Consider the following 23,938-nt stretch of genomic DNA (forward strand, 5'->3'; position numbering starts at 1 on the left):
GAAAAGGAACCGGAAGGACTTACATCCGCTTCTTTTTCTGTTTGTCTAAATAGGTTTCATAGAGTGCTAACAGATGTTCTCCCCATACTTCCCTGCAAAATTTTTTTGCAGTTGCGAGCGTATAGGCATGAAAACGATTCCAGAGTTCCTTGTCCGATACCAAAGCAGTTGCATAACGAACAAATTCTTCTTCATTGCAGAAGGAGAATCCGTTCAATCCTTCTTCAAGGGAAAATTCAAGCGAGGGATCTTTTCTGAAAAGCAAAGGCAACCCACTGGATATCGCTTCAATGGCTATCATAGGCTGGGTCTCGCTGACTGAGGAACTGACAAAGGAATCTGCTAGCCGGTAGTATTTCCAGACCTGGCTCGGTTCAATGGGACCACTGAATTTAATCACGCTCTCAAGGCCCAACGCTTTTACTTGGCTTTCAAGATTTTCTCTCTCAGCTCCTCCCCCTACAATCAACAACCTTGCAAGGGGTTGTACCGGGGAAAGTGCCGCAAAATGGTCTATGGTCTCCTTGATGTTCTTTTCGGCAGCAAGGCGACAGATGGAAACGAATACGAAATTCTCGGGGGTGAAAGAAAAGTCCTTACGCATACGTTGCCGTTCGTTTTCGGGAAAGTCCTGTGTAAATTTGGAAATATCGATCCCTGACGGAAGCAGTTCGAATGGCTTCTGGATTCCATAGCCTCTTAGCATTTCCCTGTTCTTCGAGGAAGGGCTGATAATGCAATCAACGGTTTTCAAGCGTGAACGAACAACCCTTCCAATGAACCAATCCCAAACCTTCTGGTTCTTTATATAGTTCTTCCCATAGGTGGGGAAATCGGTATGACAGGTATGGATCAACGGGCAGGAAAGTTCTTTTACAATCCGACGTGCAAAAACCATGGAAAAAAATTCCCCGTTGGAGTGCACGATATCGGGTTTCCAGGCGATCACCTTTTTTACAATGGGGTCATGGAAAAAAAAGGTATTGTAGGAGTCTGGATAGAAGCGTACCCTGCTAGCCTTTATATGGTAGATATTATCCTCAAAGTAGGTTTTTCTTTCAGGGCCGATTACCAGAATCCTTACCTCATGACCTAGGGAACGGAGTACGTCACATTGGTTTCTTATAACAGTAGCCACCCCAGTTACGATGGGAAAATAAAATTCTGTAGTAATAAGTATCTTCATAGAAAATCAACTTCCTTTCCTTATTCTCACAGTATACTTGCTGAAAACCCTATGCAAGCAAGGTGAGATGATTTGTGTCAGTATACATGACAAGTACACTAAAAATCTGTTACCCTTCTCATAGAAATATGATTTTTTCAAGAAACCCAAAAGGCACTGGTTTGCAGTAATACATCGATTACGGCAAGAACAGAATGCCAGCTAGTAAAAGGATTATGCATGCGCGCTGCTATGATATATGTAAATGCCGGGAAAGGTCATTATGTACCGGCAAAAGCCCTCGCAGATAGTATGAACGGAGAAGGCCATGTTGCTACAGTCGAGGATTTGTTTGTTATTTGCGAAGCTCCCTTCTGGGAATGGTATTGCAAATATGAGTGGCGGTTCATGTTGCACCACCCCAGACTGGAACGAATCAACCACAGTATAGACGATACTAAGGTAAGTGCTGCCTTGATCAGATATTTTTCGGTCCATACCCAGGTACGGAAACATTTCCTCGCCTGGTATGAAAAGACAAAGCCGGACTTCATCGTCTGCACAAATTTCCTTGGGGGAAATATCATCACTCCTATTGTGCAGTCGCTGAAGTTGGACATTCCCGTTTTCAGTTATGCGGCAGATGCTTTTAACAATCCTACGGCAGGATACAACAAGGCAATCGATCTGCTATACATTCCGACGTTTATAGGCAAGGAACTTGTCATTGCAAAAGGGCAACCGGCAGACAAAGTCAAGGTATGTCCGTTTCCCCTGCAGTCAGGAATCCAAAAACTCAAGCCGCTTACAAAACAGGAAGCACGAGAGAAACTGGGTTTGCAGGACACTTTCACTGTTTTGCTCAACTTCGGGGGAGAAGGCATCGGGAATACCGATTTCCTGGAAGAAGTCGCAAAAAGAGGTCTCAACTGGCAAGTTGTCGTTGTGGGTAAGCTCTCCATGACTACCGCTTTCAAATTCTCGCTTTTCCTGGAGAAACACCCCCTTTTCAATCTCAAGACCCCGGGGTTTGTCGACAATATAGGCGAGTATATATATGCCTGTGATATACAGGCAGGGAAGGCAGGGGCCAATTCCTTGATGGAGTCTTTGGCGCTCAAGCGGCCTTTCCTTGTCTCAAATCTCTTGTATGCTGCCCGTGATACCGGATCTTTTCTGAACAAGCACAAGGTCGGCTGGGTTGAAGACAATGTTAAAAAACAGGTCGATATCGTCGAGCACTATTTTGGGGACAGACAGGAGCAGATAGCGATGAGTGAACGATTCAGCCAGCTTCCCCTCCAGTTTGACAGCGAGGCCTTTATACATATGATATTCGAGGATGTCAAAGCGTTCAAAGCAGGAAAATAGTGTTGTAGGATTTGGAAATTTCAGTGTCGGCACGAAAGGCACTTGTCGTTTATACATATATCACTTATTATAGGAAAATCATGCGAATAGCGTTTTTATACGTCGACGCAGGGAAAGGTCACCTTACCCCTGCCATTGCATTGTCCGACGCCTTTCAAAGACTTGGTCATGCTACAATTGTTGAAAATCTCCTTTTAGTTTGCAAAGCCCCGGTATTCAACTGGATGAGCAAACATAATTGGAGGTTTCTTTTACATTTTCCGAAACTTGAACACGTTGTCGATTCAAATTCGGATGTACCGGTAAATGCCCGGTCTATTCGTTTTGCGGCAACCCATTTCCATGGGGTAAAGGATTTCAAGGAATGGTATGACAGGGAAAAACCTGAGTGCATTGTAATTACCCATTTTGCAGGCGCCAATATCATTACCCCGATCGTAAAAAAACTCCATTTGGATATTCCGGTTTTTGTCTATGCAGCCGATGTTTTCTTCAATTTGAAAGTCGGGGTAAACCCACAGCTGGACAAACTCTATATTTGCACGCAGATAGGACGAGACATTGTAATCCATAATGGACAACCGGCAAATACCATTAAAATCTGCCCTTTTCCGCTGAAAAGCTCTATCCAGCTCTTCACCCCCTTAACCCAAAAGGAAGCACGGTTAAAACTCGGTCTGAAGGATCAATTTACGGTGCTCTTGAATCTTGGGGGAGAAGGAATCGGAAATACCGATTTCCTGGAGGAAGTCGTAAAGAGAAAGCTCCCCTGGCAGGTAGTAACCGTGGGAAAACTCAGCAAATCGACAGCCCAGAATTACAAGCGTTTCAGAAAGAAGCATCCGGATTTTAATTTGAGGACTCCTGGATTCGTAGATAATATCAATGAATATATCTGTGCCTGTGATGTGCAAGCTGGCAAGGCGGGAGCTAACGCCTTGATGGAATCATTGTATCTCAAGCGTCCTTTCCTAGTCTCTGAGCTCCTCTACACCGCGTTGCCGACGAAGGAATTCATGGCTTTATATGCTGTAGGATGGACTGAGAACGATGTCAAGAAACAGGTATCCATTCTCCAATCCTATTATCAGGATACAAATGCCCAGAAGATTATGTCACAGAGATTCTCTACCCTCCCCATGACTTTCGACAGCGATGCTTTCGCAAAGATGATTATTTCCGATATTGAAGAATATCATCTCAAAAAAAGTCATCACAAGGGCTAAAAATTCCAAGGGAGAATATTCTTTTCTTTACAACCCACCCAGGGTTGGTTAGAATCATATAAAAGTCTTTTTGGGGAGATATGCTTGGAACGATTATTTCTTGGCATTGAAAAGCATAATACTGCGGTTTTGCTAATCATCCTTGCAATAACACTTGCCATGGGTGCGGTTATTCCGCGTCTTCATCTCGACACTGATTATTTGAATCTGCTTCCACCGGATGCTGAACAAGAAGCTATCAAAAAAGAAATTCTCGGCAGCAGGGAAGAGTATCCAAACAACCTCTACTTCATGATTGAGGGAAACAACATTTTCACGCCGGAGGCCCTTGGGGCTACAGAAGCGGTTGCAACACAAATTGCGGAGTTTGAGGAAATAGGAAATAGCCTCTCCCCTTTTTCTTTCTTTACCATACAAAAGAAAGGAACCCGCCTGGCAACCATTCCGTTATCACCCCATAAGGCAGGCTCACCCTGGAGTGAGGAAGAAGCCTCTGTATTCAGGCAACGAATCATAGCGGATGACATGGTACGGGGTCTGATCAGTTCCCCTGAAAGTGATGCCTTGCTGTTTTTCTTTGAAGTCAAAAACCTTAAAAATTCACAGAAAGCCTTTGACACCAAACTATCGCAAATCGTACATCAATTGGATGCCTATGGAACCGTGTACCTTATTGGGAATCAGATATTCGAAGACAGGCTCTCTTTCTATCTCTCCCATGACCTTACCCTTCTGCTAGGTATTTGCCTGATAGTCATCCTTGTGCTTTATTACTTGTCCTTCAGGGCAAAACGTGCCGTCCTGATTCCTTTCTCCCTCTCTCTTATCGGAATTATCTGGACCCTGGGAACAATGACTTTGCTCGGGTATTCGTTGACCATTGTCAATATCATTACCCCCTGTATGGTTCTCATACTCGGGTCTTCCTATTCAATCCATGTTATCAGCGAATACTTTCGCTCGTTTTCCCGAAACAACAACAAGGAAACGTTCCAGCTAGAACTAGCAAAATCGTTGGGAAGAATTAACAAAACCATTATCTCAGCCTGCCTGACCACTGTCCTTGGGTTTCTCAGCCTGCTGAGTTGCCAGATTCCCGCTTTCAAGGAACTTGGCATTGCGGTTTCTTTGGGAATTTCCTATTGTGCCATTCTCTCTTTGACCTATATTCCTGCCTGGCTGAGTATCACGCCACTGCCAAAGGCAAAGCAACTGCATGTATTCAAACATGGCATTATCCCAAGATTGGTAAAAATAACCAGCCGCATAGTCGTTCGGTTCTGGTGGATATTCATTCTTTCGATGATTCTTGTTCTTGCGGGGTATGGCTATACCCGGGACAAAATCGCAGTAAAGACAGACTACATGGCCTATTACCCCTCCGATGATCAGTTAATCCACGATGCCATTGCCTTTGCAAAGAAAATGGGAGGGACAGAGCCCCATTACATTACGCTCACAGCCCCTGAGGGCGAGGCAGGGTATTTCTATCGTCCGGAAATATTGGAGAAGATTTATTCGTTCGAGACGTCTCTCGTGCAGCAGGATGAGGATATAAACCAAATATTATCCTTCAGCCAGTATGTGGCTTTCCTTAATAAAGTCTATTCTGGAAAAGAAGAAATCCCCGATAGCCCTGGACTCATTCTTATGCTTTCCCGATTGATGACTGTGATAAAAAACCAAGCGAAGAATGCTAATATAAATGCACTTATCAATGAAGATGCCACGAAGATGACTATTACGGTTCGGTATTATGATAGTGCTGAACAGAGTTGGCAAAGCATTAACAGCGTGAGGAATCTGGAACAGGCAATGAAAGCCAACAGCGCAAAGCTACCCGAGGACGTTTCTGTTCTTGACTGGGGAGTAGGGGTTGAAGGGACCCGGCTGACCAAAACGATTATCTCTGACCAACAGAAATCCATGATAATCTCGTTCCTGCTGGTATTCCTTATTGTCTGTTTTCAATTCCATTCTGTGCTCTACGGTATCTTCGCTATCATCCCCATCCTTACCGGGGTCATGGGCAACTATACAATCATGTACCTGTTGGATATTCCCTTCGATGTAGTGACCAGTATTTTTGCCTCGGTTACTGTGGGAACAGGAGTAGATAACGCCATTCACTTCCTTGTGCGTTTCAACAACCGCAAAAACAGACATCCCAATCAACCGCTGAGGGTAATCATTGAGCATACCCTCCAAGAGACAGGACGCCCGATAGTACTTACCAGCAGTTCAATCATATTGGGCATGCTTGTATTGACCCTTGCCAGCTTTGCGCCCATTCAATATTTCGGCCTTTTACTGGCAATCGCCTTGCTGACAACTACCCTTTCAACGCTCTTCACCCTACCGTCTTGCATGATTGCCTTTCATATATGCAAACATGCAATCGAAAAAAGAAAACAGAAAGCTATTTGAAACAGTAGCTCATCCCCATATTCAGTTGCAAATCATGAGAAAAGGTAGAATCGTTATAAACCGAAAGGAAATCAATACCCCCAGTTAGCTCCCACTTACTGGAAAGCATCTTGGAACCCGAAACTCCCAGATTGAATGCCAGGATGCTATTGCCTGACGGGGATAGGCCGTCTCTATCTTTTTCCCAAAGACTGTCCATGGTAAGAGGCCCATCTACCATAGCAAAGAGCCGTCCCTCCATTGACCAGTCGTTATATTTCTTAAACCCGGCTACCAGGTTTCCAACAATCGAATCTCCACCGTATTGATACCCCATGTAGCTCTGGTCATAGATCACCCTATCGGGAGAAGAAAGCCAACGTCTAATTGCAACTACAAAGTTCAAGGTATCGCTTGAATCTGCATTTGATTGATTGGAGTCGCCGTCTTCACTTCTCAGATAAAGATAGGGATCGGTATAGACTCCCTCAAGGTTTGCGTAGAACATTCCCCCAAACGCCGGACGGACTGTTTTGACCCCGAACATAAAGCCGACTGCATTGGGGTGCCTGCCGCTTGGCAGGTTCTGCTCAACGCTCCCAAAGGCATATTCATCGACAACGAGCTGAGAATAGATATTCCAGAATTGAAAAGGCGTATAATCGAGTTCAAGGGAAGCAATAGAGTTTGCATTACTCCTGATAACATAGTTATGGTAGATCATGAAGGGATTGAGCACCCGTAAATCAAGATTCCCCTCTTCACTCTGGTACATAATCCCTTCATTAAGGGCAATGCCAAGTTTGTTGTCAAACAGTCTCCACTCAAACCGGTGGGCCATGAACATTTTCAAGCCAACCAGGGAACGCCCCTGGGAATAGCTGGAAGGAGCGGTATACAAAGTAGAAACATCGACACCTAACCCCAAAGCAGCTATGGCAGCAGCTTCGGCAGCAGTTGTCTCTTCTGAAGAATTATCATCAATACCATTCTGGTTGCTGTCCCAGATTTCATCCGGATGGGGGAAAAACGAAGTCACAAAGGTATATTTGAAATTCTTGCCGTAGGCAGTGAACCTGCCTTGGTTATGATATTCTACCTGCTTACCCAAAAGGAAGTTACCGGTAGTTCCGGGCCCCCAGGACAATTGGTCTCTTCCTATTTCAAATCCCCAACCTTCACCCCCGAAAGAGGCAAAAGCTCGGTAGGGCACATTCCCATCAAGGGAAAGGGGCTCATCCTGCCAGAAGTTATAGGCATTTGTCGTGATTGCATAGGTACCGTAGAGCGAAGAAGATCCGTTTACAGGATTCTCGAAAGCATTATATTTCTTGTTTTTCAGCTCGATATCGGAAAAGGCATAGAATTTGCCGGCAAGGGAGATTTCCAAGGGTACGGACACAAGGGGTGAACGCTTGTCGTAGTTGTAATACCAATCATTGTTTTCAGTGAAATCGGTAATGTTGGTATGGAGGTAGGACTCAAGGGCTACGGTAGCTCCTATAGAGAAGGAAGGCAGCGATGCCCCCAATTCCGTGGAAACATACTGATAGGTTGTTCTCTCATCTGCGTTGAGCTTGCTCTTTTCAATGCGGCTAAGCATTAACGAAAGCTCATCCCCACTCCAAGGTCCTGCTGTAGAAGGCAAAGAAAGGCCTTGTGAGATATACAGGTATTCCAATGCCTCATAGAAGGGAGAATCTACAGGATAGATTTTCTGTGAATTCACTTCCCTCGCAGCAAACAAAGAAACAGTTGAAAGCAGGAACACCAAAATGCAAAAAGAAACCCTCTGCTGTTTCATTGCAAACCGCCAGAGTAAAAATTGCTCGTTACGTTCCTAGAAGAACAACCCCATCCCGATAGAAATCTCGAACTCAACATCATGCATGGAAATTTCATGGTCAATTGCCTTCTTTACATCTTGGAGATTTACCCCTAAAGACCCCCGTATGGGGAAACTTGGGAACTTGTCAAATATAACATAGCCCTCGGCCCCTGCGGTAGCCAAAACCAAAGGTTTTCCTACGCTATCAGGATCATTGAGCACCCCTATATCCATAAAGGGGGAAGCATAGGTATGGGCGAAGTTCTTCAAGGTAATGAACGTCATGGAAAGGTTCATATTCAACACTGCAACATAGGTATCACTGTCTGCAGAGAGTAATTTGTTGCTATGCAAAATCCCCCTGAAATAATCAGCTAGGTTTTCATCTGAGTCGGAAGGGAGGAAAGCCTTCTTGGTATCGGAAACAAACCCTGTAAAACGGACTGAAGGATTGAAGTGTTTGGAAGCAAATAAAAACCAGGTTGCATGACCTTCGAGTTGCCAATACTGGCTGGATGCATACTCTTCTTGTGGATAGATGTCGGTGGTATAGGTTAGCGAAGCAGAGTAGCCCTTTCGGAAATTCCCTTGCCAATTGATCTTCGATCTGCTCAGGTTGGAAGAAAACAGGTAGGAATACCCGATCGGGTTCAAAGAGGGATCATAATGCAGAAATGCCCCAAGGGAAGAATAGAGTGAAAAACTCAGCGGAAGTGAAAACCCAGTACCCAGGGTTGTTCCCAGATCTAATGAGGAGATTGTCTCATCTCCAATCGTAGCGTTCGTCTCAGCGGAGATATTAAAATCGATGGGATGGGAAAAGAGAGACAGATTGTGTTGCCTGAGGTAGGTCAACGTATAGATATTCTCTGAACTTGCCGTATAGGTTATCTGGTTAGATAAGGAATAGAGTGCCTCAGACTGGATAAAAGGACCGAGGTTGGTTATCAATTCAAGGGTAGTGGGATTCCAGGTCTGGTAATCTGAAGACGGATTGAAGGTTGCCGAAGGATTTATGCTGAAGGGAATACCAAACAGGTGTAAATTCTTCCAGTCAATATCGAAGGAAAAATCACCGGAGGAATCGCTATTCTTCGTATTGCTGTAATCGAAGGAGAAATCAAGAAAGGAAGAGCCGACAGGTAATGATGAAACCGTCATTTCCAGATAATCTTCCCTGTTGTCCCAGCCACTCAGACCACCGTTACCCTGTGAAATATGCCCGACCATATACAGGTCAGCAAAAGTCCCGAATAGATTCTTATCATACAATTTCATACCGATGCGCAACCCGGTAGTATCATTGTCATATTTGGCATAGGGAAGAGGAAGCATGGTAAAAGCGTCATCTATACTGAAATGAACATCATAGTAGGCAACACCCTTCGCATAGGAGGCAAGTTGATAGGTGTAGGAAACTTCGCTGAATATTCGCTTATTGTCTAGGGTTTGTTTCTTTGCATCCAAGTTTTCAACTAAGGCCTCTATTGAAAGGAATACAGGCTCCTTTTCTGGTACTATTGCATTTCTCAGTGCAAATTCCTTGGTTTTACCTTTTACGTTGAAAGTATAGGAAGCTATAGTATAGCCAGTTACCTGGTCAGTAGAGACCAAAGCCTCTCCTGCAAAAAGGGGAGATAGAAAAAAGAGAAAAACAAGGCAAACAATACCAATTCTTATAAATCGCCTATGCATAAAACCTCTTAAAAAACTTATATAATTTTTATATGTAACTAAAGCAGGCTAGTAGGATAGTAGGATTCACCGGATGTGTCAATTGCACGGTATTTCTTACAATACTTCAAACTAGTAAACAAAATGCAAGCCTCTTCCCCTCATCCCAATGCCATTGAAAAACCTTTTTCTTTCTATTCAAGAAACAAATGTTTCCTCTTAAAAACAAAAAGATACATTCAAAGAAACTGAGCCTATAATCAGATCTTTCAATATGCTTCCATGTATGACAACAATACAGATTGCACATAATTACAACAAGGTAAAAGGAATTTTACATAAAGTGCTATTTTTTGAGCCTGGAATATTTGAGAAGTCCATGGAATGTATAGGAAAGGAAATATCCGCATGACCGCGCTATGTCCAGATTGAGAAATTGACGATAGACAATCCATCGATCATGTGCAGCCTTCACTTTATTACCTGAGCGATTTTTCTCGTACACCCTATACTTAACCAAAGGGGAAGTATACCCAATGGCTTTGAACCCTTCCCGCAATAGAGTCAACCAGTAGACAAAATCCTCATGGGAAAACGTTCCATCCATTGCATAGAATTTACAAATTTCTGTTTTCATTACCACGGAGGAACAGAGTATAAAGTTTTCTTTGAGTAAATCAGACAACGTACAGGAATCAGGCACCAGCTTGGCCTTGCCAATCTCTGTTCCCTCTCCATTTATGAAAGAATAGGAACTATACGAGAAATCACCGAGACCTTTCTCTAAAAGCGCTATCTGGGTCTCAATCTTCTGGGGTGCCCAGAGATCATCGCTGTCAAGGAATGCACAATACAAGCCCTTTGCCTCCGCAAAGGCCTTGTTCCGGGCCTCTGCAACCCCGCCGTTTTGCGAAAGGGAGATGCATCGGACCCGTTTATCCCTGGCTGCCAACTCCTGCATGACTAAAGCAGTATTGTCAGAGGAACAGTCATCGACAATTAGGATTTCCAGATTGGAATAGGTCTGGGCAAGTGCAGATTCAACACTTTCACAAAGCGTATGTTCACAGTTGTAGGCGGGAACAATTACTGAACAAAGCATCTCGTTTTCCATTGCGCAGACCTCCTTGGCCACTAGAAGAATATTTTGGCTCCTACTGTCAAAGCATTATCATACACGGGGTCATTCCAAGCAGAGAAAACTGTGTTCATACCATCAGGATCACTGCTGACAATATCCCTTGCCCAAGTTGTAGTGAACCGATAGGCTGCATTCATTTCTATTGGCATATCGGGTAGTTTTTTGTTCACTTCCAGTTGCAATGTAAGCGCATGCTCGAAGATATTTGACCAGAATGCCTTTGCCGGGTAGTCCCCGTAATGCTCATAGAACATGTACTGGGCGATATCATATCCATACTGGCCACTACGAGCCTGATACTTCACCGTAGAACAGGTAGTCCAACCTTTTTCAAAAGCCATATCGAGTTGTAGCAGGAATTCCTGGGAGTTGGGGTTGAGAGGATACCCGATGGGCTCCCCTTTGTTCACATAAGAGGACTCTGTAGTGGTCTCATATATGGAGTACTGCCCATCCTTTCTTACAATCTTGATTCGGCCATCGGAGGTAAACCTTGTACCATCTCCACTAAAGACCAAGGTTTCTTCCTCAGCGTCATGTTTTTCACCACGGACCGTCTGTACAGTGACCGAACTCGGGGAAATGGGTGTAATTGTATTTCCCCTATCTGTGGTAATAGCTTCAGACGAAACCGCTGGAACATCAATCGTGGCTACCTTCTCCATGGTCGGATAATGCGAATAGAAGAACGGGGCAATATAGGTCCATTGGAAAGTCAAAGCAGAAAAAGAACCTAGGGCAAGAGGGATTACCACGCCTGCTTGCATGGCCATGATATTCCTCGGGGCGGTAAGCATGGTTTTCAAGCTTCCGATATCATGCATTTCGGACGCGGCTAAAGCCCCATAGAACCTTGCTTTTCCAGCAATGGTATAATTCACATCAAGGCCGGCTAAAACATCATCCAAATCGCCAAGGGTGTTCTGTTCGAACATATAGACAGCCAGTGGGTTGAGATACCCTAACTCAAAACGTTTTTTCCAGACAACCGACTCATACAGGGAAAACGTAAGATTCGGCAGAAGATCAACTTCGACCCGGTGGGAACTGATGTTGTTATCAAACCGGTAATTTGATTTATCATGCATCCAATCAGAGAAGAACGCATCACCATCAATTGTGTCGAGAGAAAAAATCCCCAAAGAGCCTGTCATCACCGAATACCTGAGCCAATGGGAAAGCTCAACCTCGGCCTCTACCCCATCGATTGTCCGCGCAGAACCTGAAATCAACAAATTGTTTAAACCAGGACCCCAGTCTCTTCGTATGGAACCCCACCGAAGGTTTACATCTCCGCCGAGAAAGGAAGCTGAGAGTTCTGGAAACATCGACAAGCCTGAATAGAAATCAAGTGCAGGCAGAGTAGTCAGCTGGGATCCCCCATCAAGCAATTGCATATAGAAACCTTCGCAGGGGATCGTAAATTCAGTGGGAAGGAAAACCCGGTTGTTTATCTTGTCTACCAACAATCCGAAATTCATATTCAGGGAAATAGTATCCCCAAGATCACCCTTGAGAAAAGCCAAAACGGAATTGCGGGAGTCATATTCATTGGTCCCAAGGAGGAATGTCTGTGAAGTAGTTAATTCAACCCCCATGGATGCACCGATATTTCTTTTCTCATCATACGTTCTGATAAATCCAGTAGAAAGGACTTCATCAAAGCCATGTTCTGCCTTGCCATAGGCCAGGGTAAATTCAGCGAGCAAGGCAGTAATCTCTTGGTTCTCTGCCGAAGAGATACGGTCTCCCTGTTCCTGGATTTCAGTAAGCAGTCTCATGATTTTATCTGCACTATAGGGCCTTGTTGCAACCTGCCTGTCGATCAAACCACGTATTTCGGCCACATCGAGAAGCCGGTAGACCCTATGCCCTATGGGGACGGAGGAGTGGATAGCTGCAGAGAGAGGAGCTACAACCAATAGCACCAAAACGAAACCGAAAAGCACTTTTTTCAGAACACCTGATTTTTTCATTTTCCCTTGCTCCCCTTACTTTGTTTCTGCGTTAAGTTGTTCCCAAAACCACTGTTGCAAGGCTGTAATCCTCCGTCTGAAAGCAGATGGAAGGTCGACGACATAGCCCAATATATTAATTTCGGGGTCCTTGTCGTCGATAGTCGATAAACTGAATATAAGCAATCCCTTGTCCAGTTGATAGGTTGCCATGGACATGGCAAGCTTATCTTTTGGAACCGCAGTAATCAGATTGAAAACCTTCAGGGTACTGACATTCTTTATTTCTACGAAAATCTCTTGTTCGCTATTCGTATAGATATGATGGTAACGGTTCCCGCCGAAGGTAGAATCCTTCTGGTACACATAGCTTTCGGCATGCAAGGGAAACTCGGTAACTACAGGGTCAGCAAGATGCACATTGAGGTTCTTATCATCCTCCATGTAATAGCATTTTTCAATGAGAACCTTTGGCTTATCCCCTGCCCTGTGAGAAATATAGGTAATACCGACCTGAGTCGAAAGCGCCCTGAGCTTGTTAAAAACAACCAGCTGCCTTTGGTTACTATCCAAATCCTTAAGATTATCTGGGTAGGGGATATAGCTTACCGCGGCAATGGAGAAGCTGTTTTCCTTTGCTTCTGCCTCGAAAGCCTGTTGATAGGCCTTTGAACCGACAGGTGCCAACTGCTTCACGGTCCCCCCATTCAGCGTTTTTGCACTGATGATTTCTCCCTCGAGAAGCATTTGGAGAGTCTTCTCATCCAAATCAGGCAAAGCCGATTGCAATGTAGGCAGTGCCGTTAGGGTTGCGAGAAGACAAAACAAGAAAAAACAAATACCAAGCAATTTTTTTTGCATGAAAACTATCTCCAGATATTAATAAGCATTTTCGTTCACGAAGCCTCTGAAGAACGTAAAAAACACAATCTTCATATCAAACAAGGCACTCCAGTTGCGAATATAATACAGATCAAACTCAATACGCCTTTCAAGGGAAGTATTCCCTCTCCATCCATTAACCTGAGCCCAGCCGGAAATCCCGGCCTTGGCACGATGCCTCATCCTATATCCTGGTATTTCACTATTGAACCGTTCCACTAGTTCAGGACGTTCAGGCCTTGGACCGATAAGACTCATGGAACCACCGATGACATTGAACAACTGGGGAAGTTCATCCAGACTCGTACGACGAAGAAATCTGCCTATTTTGGTAATCCTAGGGTCATTTTCTTCTGTCCAATGCACAGCTCCTTCAGCCATATCGGTACGCATGCTTCTAAATTTATACATAGTAAATACTTTTTCATCTCTCGTCACCCTCCTCTGTTTGAAGATTATGGGTCCTGGAGAGCTAATCTTAATGAGAATCGAAATAATCAAGAAAACGGGAGAAAGCAGTAAAACAGCCACAGAACAGGAAGTAATATCAAAAAGCCTCTTCTCAAATCGCTGAAAAACCCCAATCTCGGCAGCATTGAGATGTAACATCGGAATCCATCGGAAGTCAGAAATCTTCGTTCCAATGTACGACTCGGGAATTGATGGCAGCAAGGCAACTTTTTGCTCAAGCAAATCCAAACCCTGGGCAACCATTTCCTGTTGACGGTCATATTCCCTTCCAGGATATCCAATTACCACATTATCTGGTTTGGTCTTAGTAACTGCCTCACGCAATGATGCTGCTTCAATCTGGGCACACCCGGGCAAAGACACACCTTTGCTATCGTATTGCCCCACAATATTGACCCCAGCACCGCATACCCGAACCAATGCTTTCTGATATTCTTGGAGTTTATCGCCAAAGCCGACAAGCAATACCCTCTGGGTAAAACGACCTTTCCTGTACGCCTTTTTTATAGCGCCTGCAATAATCGTACGTTCGAGGATGAGCAAAAAAACCGCAAATATAAAAAACAGGGCAATCGTGATACGACTGACTTTGCTCGGAAAGAAATAATACAGGATTACCACCAATAAGAGAAAAACCTGAAATGCACTGGTAAAAATCCAAGAGGTTTCTTTCCTCCAAGACCTGTCCAGAGTCTGGTCATATAGCTTATTCTTGCTAAAGAAAAAGAAAAACATAACCAAAACAAGCACCGAAAGACTTAGAAAAAGTGAAAGGGAATCCCTCCGGCCACCAGGAAGAACGTAAAACCGTAAATAATATGCAAGAAACCAAGAGACGAGGATAGCGATACTATCGGCAATAATCTTTCCGATCACCAAGGACTGTTTAAATCTTCTCAACATTACATTACCTTTTCGAATACAAACCAATTCACAGCAGTATCGATACAACTATTTTGCCTGTCAACCTGCTTCCATACATATTTCTTACTCATACCCTACTAAAGTTTTGAGAATCGAAGGTATAGGTTCTTTGCAAATCTACGCCGCTTGCTTCCCCTTGGAAACACACGTTCCCGAAAAGAAACAGAACCTTTTTTTTGTCCCTGGTCCACCATGGAGAGCACCCTGTCATAAAATGACGAGCGCTTTGCATAGTCCCAGAACAAATAGGCGAAGTCGGAAGAAGAGTCGTCCCAAGGTTTCTGAAACCCTGCATAGTGGATAATCTTTGGATTCTCCCTTGCTACCAGATAGGAACGGGAAATTGCATGGGGAGCTTGCATAATAAGAGGAAGCCTTTTCTGGGCACAGTCAACCACAACATTCCAAGACATATCGAGAAGCGCTATCCTGCCCTTGCATTCCTTATTGAGAATATCCTGGTCGTTATATCGATATTTCCTTTTACTAGCAAGCAGCAGCCATTCATCGATTGAGTGTACAGCCTTTATTCCCTGTAAATCTATTACCAGCACTCCAGCTTGAAAATAGGGATCCTGCTTCCCTAATCCCACGACCGTTTCGATATACGAGGTTAACAAGGCATCATGTCCGCGAAGCCCCGCAATCTCAGCTTCCAAGGTAGCCCCAAGAACCATTCCCTTAAGGTCGGTAGCATATAAATCGGCAACATCTGCATTGATCACAGTATCACAGTCGAGGTAGAGTACCTTCTCATAGCCACTGAGGATATCTGCAATAAGAAAACGGTAGTAGGTCTCATAACTGATATGGTCCGTAGGGTTTTTCTGCAACTGGCGACCCGATAGCATACCCGTTGGGTCAAAAAACCGAAGGGAGACATTCTCCCTTCCGCCAACCATCATTTCCAACCTCTGTTTTGAATCCACAGAAAGGGAAGATTCCAAAATAACCACATCATAGCAATGCTTTGCTGAACAATGCTCAAGCATCGACTGCAGGCAAACACCAAGGGCGGGTGCAAAAAATTCATTCGAGGCAAACACAACCGGGACAGCCTTTGTAAAAGCCGGGACAAGGAAGAACGGGGTATCGGCATGCTCGAACCGCACACAACCCAACTCCCGTGTCCTCAAAGCCGGATTTTCTTTTTTCTTTTGATCATAGAAAATTCGTGTCAGGCTATTTCCCACGAACGAGACAATCTCCAATTGGGAAAGAGAATAGGAACCCATATCAATTTTTTCACAAAACCGATCGAGAATGCCAAATAGGAATTCGCCATATTCCATGAACAAGTCTTTCTTAAAAAATGAAATGGCATGCTCGCTTAACAACTGCCCGGAAAAATAATCTTGGGTAGCCTGCAAATAACGGGGAAAAAAGGTTTTTACCAAATCCAGAAGAACAGGAATCGTGTTTGCATCCCAAAAAGATTGACTTTCAGCAAATTTCGATACGCTGGAAAAGGAAGGGGATTGTTTCTTTACCCGTTGCGGCGTAGAGATAACCATATCCTGGCCTGCAACAAATGTTTCAAGGTAGGTATCAGAGTCCAGGCCATACGCCTTGCAGGCTGCTCTTGTCAGATAGGGCTCCTGTATCACGCTTGCCTTATCCTGGGAGAAATTCAAATACAGGTCCTGTGTAAAAAACCCGATATAGTGAAAATCATTATGAGCCAAAGCCCAACGTATCATTGAGCAAAAGGAAGCGTAGCCCCCCATGCCCTCATCTTCGGGGAAAGGAAGAAAAACTGAGGAGGGAGCAATTGGAGCATTCTTGTGGCATAGCACAAGAAACGTTATCGTTGACATTATTTCTCTCAACTTTGTACTAATTATTAATGCAAATCAGCAATATGTTTCGTCATAATAGCACCTTTGCCACTATTCAGAAACCATCCGTTGGTATCAAAAACCAAATCGATACTAGTCAGGTACGGAAAAAATAACTATAAGGTACAATAACCCTCTATCAGATATGGAGATGGTCATCATACCGGTCACTGAGAATTTTCCGGCAATAGGAACCCTTTTGCTTGAGAATCTTCGAACCACGGGTTATCTTGCACAGCGAAATCTTATAGTTTGCCGCAATCTCCCGCTGGGGAATACCACGATACAAATCTTTCATCAGATTCCAGCGCAATGTAAAATCCTTTTGTTCACCAGCAGTAAACAATTCTTCAAAAAGTTGTTTCATCGACTTCTCATCGGTAATATTGGTAAATATCTTAATCAAATCGTCATAGTCGGTTTGCATAGCAGCCTCCAAGCTCTCATTAGATTCTACAAACAGAAATCAATGCGGTCAAGCAAACCTATTTCCAAAGTACTCATTGCCGATTATACTCGCAACCAAAGGAGTCATCATGAAAGAGAGAGAATTGAGCGCCTCTACGACCCGGTTCCTCATGCAAATGCAAGCCAACGAACTAACGGAACACTTGGTATACGCTAAAATTGCAAATCACATGAAAAACGAACACAACAAAGCCGTATTGCTTCGGATTTCCGAAGAGGAAATGAAGCATGCAAAAATCTGGGAAAACATCACCGGGCAAAAAGCAAAACCCAAGAAAAGAAAAGCCTCCTGGTTGCATTTTCTCAGTTACATCCTTGGCTTCACTTTTGTGCTTAAAAAAATGGAAAACGGAGAGGATAATGCATCCAAAGGCTATTCTTCCTTAATCGACCAGCTTCCCGAGGCACAGAAAATTGCGGACGATGAAAAACGCCATGAGACAGAACTCATTGCCATGCTTGACGAAGAACGACTCCAGTATATCGGGTCTATGGTCCTTGGCCTCAGTGACGCGCTCGTAGAACTCTCTGGAACCCTCGCAGGATTGACCTTTGCCCTCCAGAATACCCGCCTGATAGCCCTTTCGGGGCTTATTACCGGAATTTCTGCAACGCTTTCCATGGCTTCCAGCGAATATTTATCCGCAAAGAACAGCGGCGACAAGAATGCAGCAAAGAGCAGCATGTACACAGGCATTGCCTATGTCTTTACGGTTGCCTTCATGGTACTTCCCTACCTGGTATTCTCCTCCTATGTCCTGGCACTTGTAGTGATGATGGTAACTGTTGTAATCATTATCATGCTTTTCACCTATTATACCTCGGTGGCCAAAGACCTTCCCTTTGGCAAACGGTTTTTGGAAATGGCAGGTATCAGCCTTACAGTCGCTGCCATATCGTTCTGCATCGGAATTCTTGTAAAGAAATTCCTAGGAATTGAGATATAACCATGAAATACATCCCTTTTTTTGATAGAGACCTAGCCCAGATTGCCCTTGGCTGTGACCATTACGGAGAAACCATCAGCGAAGAAATCTCATTCGCCCAAATGGATGCATATGTTGAGGCAGGAGGAAACCTGCTCGATACAGCCCATGTATATGGACAGGACAAAGCAGGGGAAAGCTCAACAAGTGAACTGGTTATCGGTAAATGGTTGAAAGCGAACGGGATGAGAAAGGAACTGACTGTCGTATCAAAAGGATGCCACCCCTTCAAGGATGACTTGCACCGCTCCAGGCTCAATGAGAAAGACATGCTTGAGGATATCGAAAAAACTCTTGAGCAACTTGGCACCGATTCTGTGGATATCTGGTATTTCCATAGGGACAATCTACAGCTCAAGGCATCAGAAATCCTTGATATGGGAAGCGTCCTGATTAAAAAGGGTATGGTAAAACACCTAGGGACTTCCAATTGGACAACAGAAAGGATAGAAGAGGCCAATACGTGGGCAAAAGCCCATGACAAACCGGCTTTTTCCATCAGCGAGATCCAATGGAGCCTTGCAAGGTGCACTCCCCTCACCTGGGGAGACGATACGTTGGTCTGCATGACGGAAAAACAGCAAATATGGTATGAGAAAAACAATTTTCCTGTAATGTGCTTTGCCTCCCAGGCAAAAGGGCTTTTCTCAAAAGTCATCGCAGGGACTGAGAATACTCTGAGCAAACAGGCCAGAAGCCGCTTCCTCACCGAGGGAAACCTTGCGCTGGTTCCAAAATGCAAAGCCTTATCCGAGGAACTTGGCGTTACCCCTGCAGCAATCTGTATGGCCTACCTTACCAGTATGAAAAACCCAACCATTGCCATTGCAGGGTCTTCGCGCCTTTCCCAGATTACCGACACCCTTAGCGGTGCAGACTTGACTCTAACTGAAGACCAACTCCGTTCACTTCGATGATCCGATACAGAACAGGGATAGCCCTAACTCTTATTTCATCATGTTTCTTTGGACTGATGGGCCTCTTCAACAGGATAGCTCTCGAGGGGGGGGTCAGTCTCTTTGAACGGATTACCCTTCGTTTTTTCCTGGCCTCCTTGATTCTCTTCGCCCTGATCAAAATACAGGGCAAAAAGATGGCCCTGCCAAAAGGATTTGGGTTACGGCTGATTCTTTCCTCCTCGCTCTTTTTCGGGGGTACAAGTTTCTTTCTTTTCTATTCCTATCTCTTTATTCCTACTTCCTTGACGACTACCTTGCATTTCACCTACCCACTTCTTATTTTGGGGGGAAATATCCTCCTGGACGGGGCGCGCCCTTCGCTTCTACAGAAAATCGGTACCGCCTTGTCGATTGCAGGGTTGTTATTTGCCCTGAGGCCTGGTTCTGGGGACCAGAGCATTAACAGTTTCGGCATCTTTCTCGCCCTTGCCTCAGCGGTAACTTTCTTGCTGTATGTCCGTTTTCTCTCAAAAAAAGAGAGCAAAGACATGGATAATACCGTACTGATGTTTTATGTCCTTTTATTTTCAGCTCTTGCTTGGTCGTTTCCAACCCTGTTCCTTATACTGAAAAACGGGCATGGACCCTTGGTATGGTCAAAGGCTATCGTGGGACTCTTAGGACTGGCAGTTCCCTCCACCGCCCTTGCTTGCACCTTTTTCTCTTTGGGGGTAAGAAGCATCGGGTCAGACAAAGCCTCTATTCTCAGTGTCTTCGAACCGCTAACCTCCATTCTCGCCGGGGTGGTACTGCTCGGAGAAAAACTTCCCTCCACATTTGCCCTCGGGGCATTCCTTATTCTTTGTGGTTCTTATCTCGTTTCCAAATCCAAGTCAGATACAGTTTGCCTTGCACCTATCGCCTAGGAGTCTTGCCAGTATGGAACAATCTTTTTCACAACCCCTATCGTTTCTTTTCATCATATTCCTTGCCAATATCCTTAAACGATTCGGAATATTCGGAAAAGATGATTTTAAAGTGCTCGCGAAGATAACCTTGAACGTAACGCTTCCCGCCGCAATTATTGCCAGCTTCGATTCATTCTCCATGGATTATACTTTGTTCATCCTTGTCGGCTATGGAATTTTGGCAAACGTCATCCTGATGGGAGTTGCTTACTGGATAATGCGAAAGGAATCAAACAACAAGAAGGCCTATGCACTGCTCAATGGGGCCACCTATAATATAGGGAATTTTTCGTTTCCCTTCATCCAAGGACTCTTCGGGGCCCCCGGACTGGTTGTCGCAGCTCTCTTCGACCTTGGCAATGCACTCATGACCACTGGATTCACCTATTCCATTGCATCTTCGACCGCGGGCGGGACAAGGCCCAGCCCCAAAGACCTTGCAAAGAAACTCTTGGAATCTGCACCTTTCGATACCTATCTGGTCATGTTGACACTTTCGTTTTTTAACCTTCACCTACCATTGGTACTCTCACAGACTATGCAGATGATAGGAAAAGCAAACCCGATCATAGCAATGTTCATGATCGGGTTGATGCTTGATATACATTTCGAAAAAGACTGGATCAGGGACTCAATCAAGATTCTTTCCATCCGCTTGCTATCGGGAATAGCTTTCTCAGCAGCAATCTGGTACTTCACCCCGTTGGATACCGTGGTAAAGATTACCCTAGTCCTGATTTTCTTCTCCCCGATCTCAACGATCTCTGCTGCATTTACCGAGCGATGTACCCATGACGGACGGTTGTCATCCTTCACGACATCCCTTTCCGTAATTGCAAGCATTGGTCTTTACCTGTTCCTTATCCCGTTGCTTATGGCCTAACCGAACAGGTAGGAATTGAGCAGGTTGTTCAGATATTCCTGTTTGCCACTGTGCTGTACGATTTGTGCATTTCTGCCCATCTCGGCAAGGGTTGCAAAATCCATCTTCCCTGCCTCGAACAGATTGCCGTTTCCCGCATCAAAAGATGCATAACGATTCTTTACCAAGGAATCGAACTTCCCGTCCTCGATAATCCTGTTGGCAATTTCCAGACCAAGGGCGAAACTATCCATGCCTCCGATATGGGCAATGAACAAGTCTTCCAGGTCAGTGGAATTCCTCCTGCGCTTTGCGTCGAAGTTCAAACCGCCATCTTTGAGTCCACCCTGACGGAGGATGACCAACATCGCGGAAACAGTCTCGTAGACATTTGAGGGGAATTCATCGGTATCCCAACCATTCTGGGCATCACCCTGGTTGGCATCGACACTTCCCAGCATGTGGTTGTCGGCACAGACCTGCAGGTCATGGGCAAACGTATGGCCGGCCAGTGTCGCATGGTTAGCCTCGATATTGCACTTGAAATCGGCCTCAAGCCCAAATTCCCTGATAAAGGCAATTGCAGTCTGGGCATCGTAGTCATATTGGTGCTTGGAAGGTTCCATCGGTTTAGGTTCGATAAGGAAGGTGCCTTTGAAACCAATACTCCGGCCATAATCGCGTGCCATGGCAAGGAAACGGCCAAGATGTTCACGTTCCCGCTTCATATCAGTGTTGAGCAATGACATATACCCTTCACGGCCACCCCAGAAAACATAATTGCTACCGCCAAGCTGCACATTTACATCCAGGCAATTTTTTACCTGCAGGGCTGCACGGGAAACAACGGCGAAGTCAGGATTGGTTGCTGCCCCATTCATATAGAAAGGATGGCTGAAAGCATTGGCAGTATTCCAGAGCAACTTGACCCCGGTGGCCTTCTGCCTGGCAAGCAGGACGTCGGCAACCTTATGGTAGTTCTTCTCATAGGTCTTTGCATCGTCACTCATCGGAGCGACATCTGCATCATGGAAGCAGTAGTACTGGGTACCGAGCTTCGTAAAGAATTCAAAGGCTGCATCAGCCTTGGCAAAAGCCTCGGTCATAGGGTCTTTGTCTGCGAAAGGAAACGTAATCGTTGCGCTTCCGAAGGGATCGGCTCCATTCGCACAGAAACTATGCCAATAGGCGGTGGCAAATCTCAGATGTTCTGCCATGGTCTTGGTACCGATTTTCTTATCGGCGTCATAATACCTGAAGGCGAGTGGATTATCACTGCCTTTTCCCTCAAACTGAATCTTCCCGATTCCCTTGAAGTATTCCTTGTCACCTACAAAATATTCCATATCTCTTCCTCCTAACTGAATATTGCTCGCATAGACTCTACATATGTTTGATAACGGCCATAGGCATGCTCATAGGCCTCTTTGACTGATACATCCACTTCACAACGTTTGGAATCATCGAACTTGACATGTTCTGCGATGAGGTCTGCAAGGCTACCTCCCTGCAGGGTCCACAGAGCCTGCAGGGCTGCCCCGAAGGCAGCACTCTCTGTCACCTGGGGGACATCGACAGGAAGCTGCATGACATCGCACGTAATTCTCCGCCAGATTGGGCTTTTGGCCCCTCCCCCGGTAAGGATCAAGCGCTTGGGGACAAACCCAAGTTCCCGGAAAGCATCAAGGCCACCCTTCATTGCATAGACAGAACTTTCCAAGGCGGCCCGGGCAATATTCTCGGGTTTCATATTGGTGAGGTCAAACCCTGCAAGCACACCCTTTCCATGGGGAAAGTTAGGAACCCGCTCACCATTGAAATAGGGAAGCATGGTAACCCCGTTGCAGCCAATGGGTGCCTGCCCGGCCAAGGCATCCAATTGCTTGACATCATATCCAAAAAGCGAACGGACCTGCTCCGTGGTAATGGTGCAGTTCATCGTACAAAGCAAGGGAAGATAGCCCCCACTCGAGGAACAGAAAGCAGCCAGGCGTCCCTGTCGGTCGGCAACACAGCTGTCGCTGTAACCGAACAAAGTCCCGCTGGTCCCCATGCTCATAGTCAAGGTACCACCCTGGACACACCCTGTCCCTATGGCTCCCATCATATTGTCCCCACCGCCGGTGGAAACGACGACATCCAGGCCAAGACCCAGCTCAGCGGCAACCTTTCCCTGGACCGTACCACAGGAAGACCCTTCTTTGATAAGACTGGGAAGCATACCCAGCAGGTCCCTTTCATCGTCAATGGCCGCGAGAACTTCCTTGCTCCACTGTTTGGTGCGTACATCGAGCATGGCCGTACCAGAGGCATCGCCTGCTTCCATGGTATAGTTCCCGGTCAAATAGAAATTGATATAATCATGGGGCAACAGAATGTGGGCAAGCTTTGCATACGCTACACTGTTGTTTTCTTTCAAAGAAAGCACTTTTGAGGCGGTGTAACCGGGAAGAATCTGGTTTCCCAGCAGTGCAAAGACTGCATCCTCACCACCGAGACGTCGGGTCAAGGTATCGCATTGTCTGGAGGTCGAGGTATCACACCAGAGTTTTACAGGGGCCAAGACCTGGCCATCCTTGTCCAAGGGGACAAAGCCATGTTGCTGGCCGGATACACCGAGGGCAACAATGTGTTTTTTAATTTCTGCAGGTATCTGGGCAAAACATGACTTGATAGCCTCGATATACCATGAGGCTTCCTGCTCCCTGCTCCCGTCATCCCGGCTATCGAGGTTATGGGGTGCACTGGTAACAAGAACAACGTCTTTCTTTTGAACATCATAGCAGAGAACCTTCGTGCTCTGCGTTCCAGTATCAATTCCGGCAACAATTTGCATAGAAGCTCCTTTATATAGCTTCAGCATCATCCAAATCA

General features: G+C 45.3%; 18 protein-coding genes. 7 read left to right on the forward strand and 11 right to left on the reverse strand.

The features are described 5' to 3' along the window. Positions 1 to 19 precede the first annotated feature (19 nt). Positions 20 to 1,186, reverse strand: coding sequence for a glycosyltransferase (locus SPIGRAPES_RS05345; protein WP_014269750.1), 1,167 nt, complete (start codon positions 1,184 to 1,186; stop codon positions 20 to 22). A gap of 231 nt (positions 1,187 to 1,417) precedes the next feature. On the opposite strand from SPIGRAPES_RS05345, the gene SPIGRAPES_RS05350 reads away from it, so the two are divergent. The 3 genes from SPIGRAPES_RS05350 to SPIGRAPES_RS05360 all read left to right on the forward strand — a co-directional run bounded on the left by SPIGRAPES_RS05350 (position 1,418) and on the right by SPIGRAPES_RS05360 (position 6,189). After that, positions 1,418 to 2,536 (forward strand): glycosyltransferase family protein, encoded by a 1,119-nt coding sequence (locus tag SPIGRAPES_RS05350; RefSeq protein WP_245535468.1) that lies wholly within the window; start codon positions 1,418 to 1,420, stop codon positions 2,534 to 2,536. Between the two features lie 80 nt (positions 2,537 to 2,616). Further along, on the forward strand, positions 2,617 to 3,762 hold the full coding sequence (locus tag SPIGRAPES_RS05355; RefSeq protein WP_014269752.1) for a glycosyltransferase family protein: 1,146 nt from the start codon (positions 2,617 to 2,619) through the stop codon (positions 3,760 to 3,762). A gap of 84 nt (positions 3,763 to 3,846) precedes the next feature. Continuing rightward, entirely contained in the window at positions 3,847 to 6,189 is a 2,343-nt protein-coding gene (locus SPIGRAPES_RS05360; RefSeq protein ID WP_014269753.1) for an efflux RND transporter permease subunit, read from the forward strand. On the opposite strand, the gene SPIGRAPES_RS05365 is transcribed toward SPIGRAPES_RS05360, so the two are convergent. From SPIGRAPES_RS05365 to SPIGRAPES_RS05400, 8 genes are all read right to left on the reverse strand, one after another. Beyond that, positions 6,182 to 7,972 (reverse strand): hypothetical protein, encoded by a 1,791-nt coding sequence (locus SPIGRAPES_RS05365; protein ID WP_014269754.1) that lies wholly within the window; start codon positions 7,970 to 7,972, stop codon positions 6,182 to 6,184. The two genes, SPIGRAPES_RS05360 and SPIGRAPES_RS05365, sit on opposite strands and share 8 nt — an antisense overlap. Positions 7,973 to 8,008: 36 nt before the next feature. Beyond that, positions 8,009 to 9,691, reverse strand: a complete 1,683-nt coding sequence (locus SPIGRAPES_RS05370) for a hypothetical protein (RefSeq protein WP_014269755.1) — start codon at positions 9,689 to 9,691, stop codon at positions 8,009 to 8,011. A gap of 325 nt (positions 9,692 to 10,016) precedes the next feature. Beyond that, positions 10,017 to 10,784 (reverse strand): glycosyltransferase family 2 protein, encoded by a 768-nt coding sequence (locus SPIGRAPES_RS05375; RefSeq protein ID WP_014269756.1) that lies wholly within the window; start codon positions 10,782 to 10,784, stop codon positions 10,017 to 10,019. Positions 10,785 to 10,804: 20 nt separating this feature from the next. After that, positions 10,805 to 12,787: a hypothetical protein gene (locus SPIGRAPES_RS05380; protein ID WP_014269757.1), complete on the reverse strand. Its 1,983-nt coding sequence runs from the start codon at positions 12,785 to 12,787 to the stop codon at positions 10,805 to 10,807. Positions 12,788 to 12,802: 15 nt separating this feature from the next. Next, positions 12,803 to 13,627, reverse strand: a complete 825-nt coding sequence (locus SPIGRAPES_RS05385; protein WP_014269758.1) for a DUF6675 family protein — start codon at positions 13,625 to 13,627, stop codon at positions 12,803 to 12,805. A gap of 18 nt (positions 13,628 to 13,645) precedes the next feature. Beyond that, the gene (locus tag SPIGRAPES_RS05390; RefSeq protein WP_014269759.1) at positions 13,646 to 15,022 is read right to left on the reverse strand and encodes an undecaprenyl-phosphate glucose phosphotransferase; all 1,377 of its coding nucleotides are present in this window, start codon (positions 15,020 to 15,022) and stop codon (positions 13,646 to 13,648) included. A 98-nt stretch (positions 15,023 to 15,120) separates the two neighbouring features. After that, positions 15,121 to 16,860 carry a glycosyltransferase gene (locus tag SPIGRAPES_RS05395; protein ID WP_014269760.1) on the reverse strand — a complete coding sequence of 580 codons (1,740 nt, stop codon included), beginning with the start codon at positions 16,858 to 16,860 and terminating at the stop codon, positions 15,121 to 15,123. A gap of 160 nt (positions 16,861 to 17,020) precedes the next feature. Further along, positions 17,021 to 17,308, reverse strand: coding sequence for a Trp family transcriptional regulator (locus tag SPIGRAPES_RS05400; protein WP_014269761.1), 288 nt, complete (start codon positions 17,306 to 17,308; stop codon positions 17,021 to 17,023). Positions 17,309 to 17,417: 109 nt separating this feature from the next. On the opposite strand from SPIGRAPES_RS05400, the gene SPIGRAPES_RS05405 reads away from it, so the two are divergent. Genes SPIGRAPES_RS05405 through SPIGRAPES_RS05420 form a run of 4 tightly spaced genes read left to right on the forward strand, consistent with a single transcriptional unit; the run spans position 17,418 to position 21,085 of the window. After that, positions 17,418 to 18,296, forward strand: a complete 879-nt coding sequence (locus tag SPIGRAPES_RS05405; RefSeq protein WP_014269762.1) for a VIT1/CCC1 transporter family protein — start codon at positions 17,418 to 17,420, stop codon at positions 18,294 to 18,296. A 2-nt stretch (positions 18,297 to 18,298) separates the two neighbouring features. Next, complete coding sequence (locus SPIGRAPES_RS05410) at positions 18,299 to 19,252, forward strand: aldo/keto reductase (RefSeq protein WP_014269763.1); 954 nt, start codon at positions 18,299 to 18,301, stop codon at positions 19,250 to 19,252. Continuing rightward, positions 19,249 to 20,160, forward strand: coding sequence for a DMT family transporter (locus tag SPIGRAPES_RS05415; protein WP_014269764.1), 912 nt, complete (start codon positions 19,249 to 19,251; stop codon positions 20,158 to 20,160). Before SPIGRAPES_RS05410 ends, SPIGRAPES_RS05415 begins: the two co-directional genes overlap by 4 nt. Positions 20,161 to 20,173: 13 nt before the next feature. Then, positions 20,174 to 21,085: an AEC family transporter gene (locus SPIGRAPES_RS05420; RefSeq protein ID WP_014269765.1), complete on the forward strand. Its 912-nt coding sequence runs from the start codon at positions 20,174 to 20,176 to the stop codon at positions 21,083 to 21,085. Here the strand turns inward: SPIGRAPES_RS05420 and xylA are convergent. Together xylA and xylB are read right to left on the reverse strand one after the other, a co-directional pair. Next, positions 21,082 to 22,410 (reverse strand): xylose isomerase, encoded by a 1,329-nt coding sequence (xylA, locus tag SPIGRAPES_RS05425; protein WP_014269766.1) that lies wholly within the window; start codon positions 22,408 to 22,410, stop codon positions 21,082 to 21,084. The two genes, SPIGRAPES_RS05420 and xylA, sit on opposite strands and share 4 nt — an antisense overlap. A gap of 11 nt (positions 22,411 to 22,421) precedes the next feature. Next, entirely contained in the window at positions 22,422 to 23,900 is a 1,479-nt protein-coding gene (xylB, locus tag SPIGRAPES_RS05430) for a xylulokinase (RefSeq protein ID WP_014269767.1), read from the reverse strand. Between the last annotated feature and the right edge of the window lie 38 nt (positions 23,901 to 23,938).

Origin of the sequence: Sphaerochaeta pleomorpha str. Grapes (assembly GCF_000236685.1) — a bacterium.
Lineage (GTDB): Bacteria > Spirochaetota > Spirochaetia > Sphaerochaetales > Sphaerochaetaceae > Sphaerochaeta > Sphaerochaeta pleomorpha.

Bases quoted from the DNA above. Each gene is read 5' to 3' on its own strand.
- SPIGRAPES_RS05345 (WP_014269750.1), bottom strand. From the start codon at position 1,186: ATGAAGATACTTATTACTACAGAATTTTATTTTCCCATCGTAACTGGG.
- SPIGRAPES_RS05365 (WP_014269754.1), bottom strand. From the start codon at position 7,972: ATGAAACAGCAGAGGGTTTCTTTTTGCATTTTGGTGTTCCTGCTTTCA.
- SPIGRAPES_RS05390 (WP_014269759.1), bottom strand. From the start codon at position 15,022: ATGTTGAGAAGATTTAAACAGTCCTTGGTGATCGGAAAGATTATTGCC.
- xylB (WP_014269767.1), bottom strand. From the start codon at position 23,900: ATGCAAATTGTTGCCGGAATTGATACTGGAACGCAGAGCACGAAGGTT.
- SPIGRAPES_RS05400 (WP_014269761.1), bottom strand. From the start codon at position 17,308: ATGCAAACCGACTATGACGATTTGATTAAGATATTTACCAATATTACC.
- SPIGRAPES_RS05420 (WP_014269765.1), top strand. From the start codon at position 20,174: ATGGAACAATCTTTTTCACAACCCCTATCGTTTCTTTTCATCATATTC.
- SPIGRAPES_RS05405 (WP_014269762.1), top strand. From the start codon at position 17,418: ATGAAAGAGAGAGAATTGAGCGCCTCTACGACCCGGTTCCTCATGCAA.
- SPIGRAPES_RS05410 (WP_014269763.1), top strand. From the start codon at position 18,299: ATGAAATACATCCCTTTTTTTGATAGAGACCTAGCCCAGATTGCCCTT.
- SPIGRAPES_RS05395 (WP_014269760.1), bottom strand. From the start codon at position 16,860: ATGTCAACGATAACGTTTCTTGTGCTATGCCACAAGAATGCTCCAATT.
- SPIGRAPES_RS05385 (WP_014269758.1), bottom strand. From the start codon at position 13,627: ATGCAAAAAAAATTGCTTGGTATTTGTTTTTTCTTGTTTTGTCTTCTC.
- SPIGRAPES_RS05370 (WP_014269755.1), bottom strand. From the start codon at position 9,691: ATGCATAGGCGATTTATAAGAATTGGTATTGTTTGCCTTGTTTTTCTC.
- SPIGRAPES_RS05375 (WP_014269756.1), bottom strand. From the start codon at position 10,784: ATGGAAAACGAGATGCTTTGTTCAGTAATTGTTCCCGCCTACAACTGT.
- SPIGRAPES_RS05355 (WP_014269752.1), top strand. From the start codon at position 2,617: ATGCGAATAGCGTTTTTATACGTCGACGCAGGGAAAGGTCACCTTACC.
- SPIGRAPES_RS05380 (WP_014269757.1), bottom strand. From the start codon at position 12,787: ATGAAAAAATCAGGTGTTCTGAAAAAAGTGCTTTTCGGTTTCGTTTTG.
- xylA (WP_014269766.1), bottom strand. From the start codon at position 22,410: ATGGAATATTTTGTAGGTGACAAGGAATACTTCAAGGGAATCGGGAAG.
- SPIGRAPES_RS05350 (WP_245535468.1), top strand. From the start codon at position 1,418: ATGATATATGTAAATGCCGGGAAAGGTCATTATGTACCGGCAAAAGCC.
- SPIGRAPES_RS05415 (WP_014269764.1), top strand. From the start codon at position 19,249: ATGATCCGATACAGAACAGGGATAGCCCTAACTCTTATTTCATCATGT.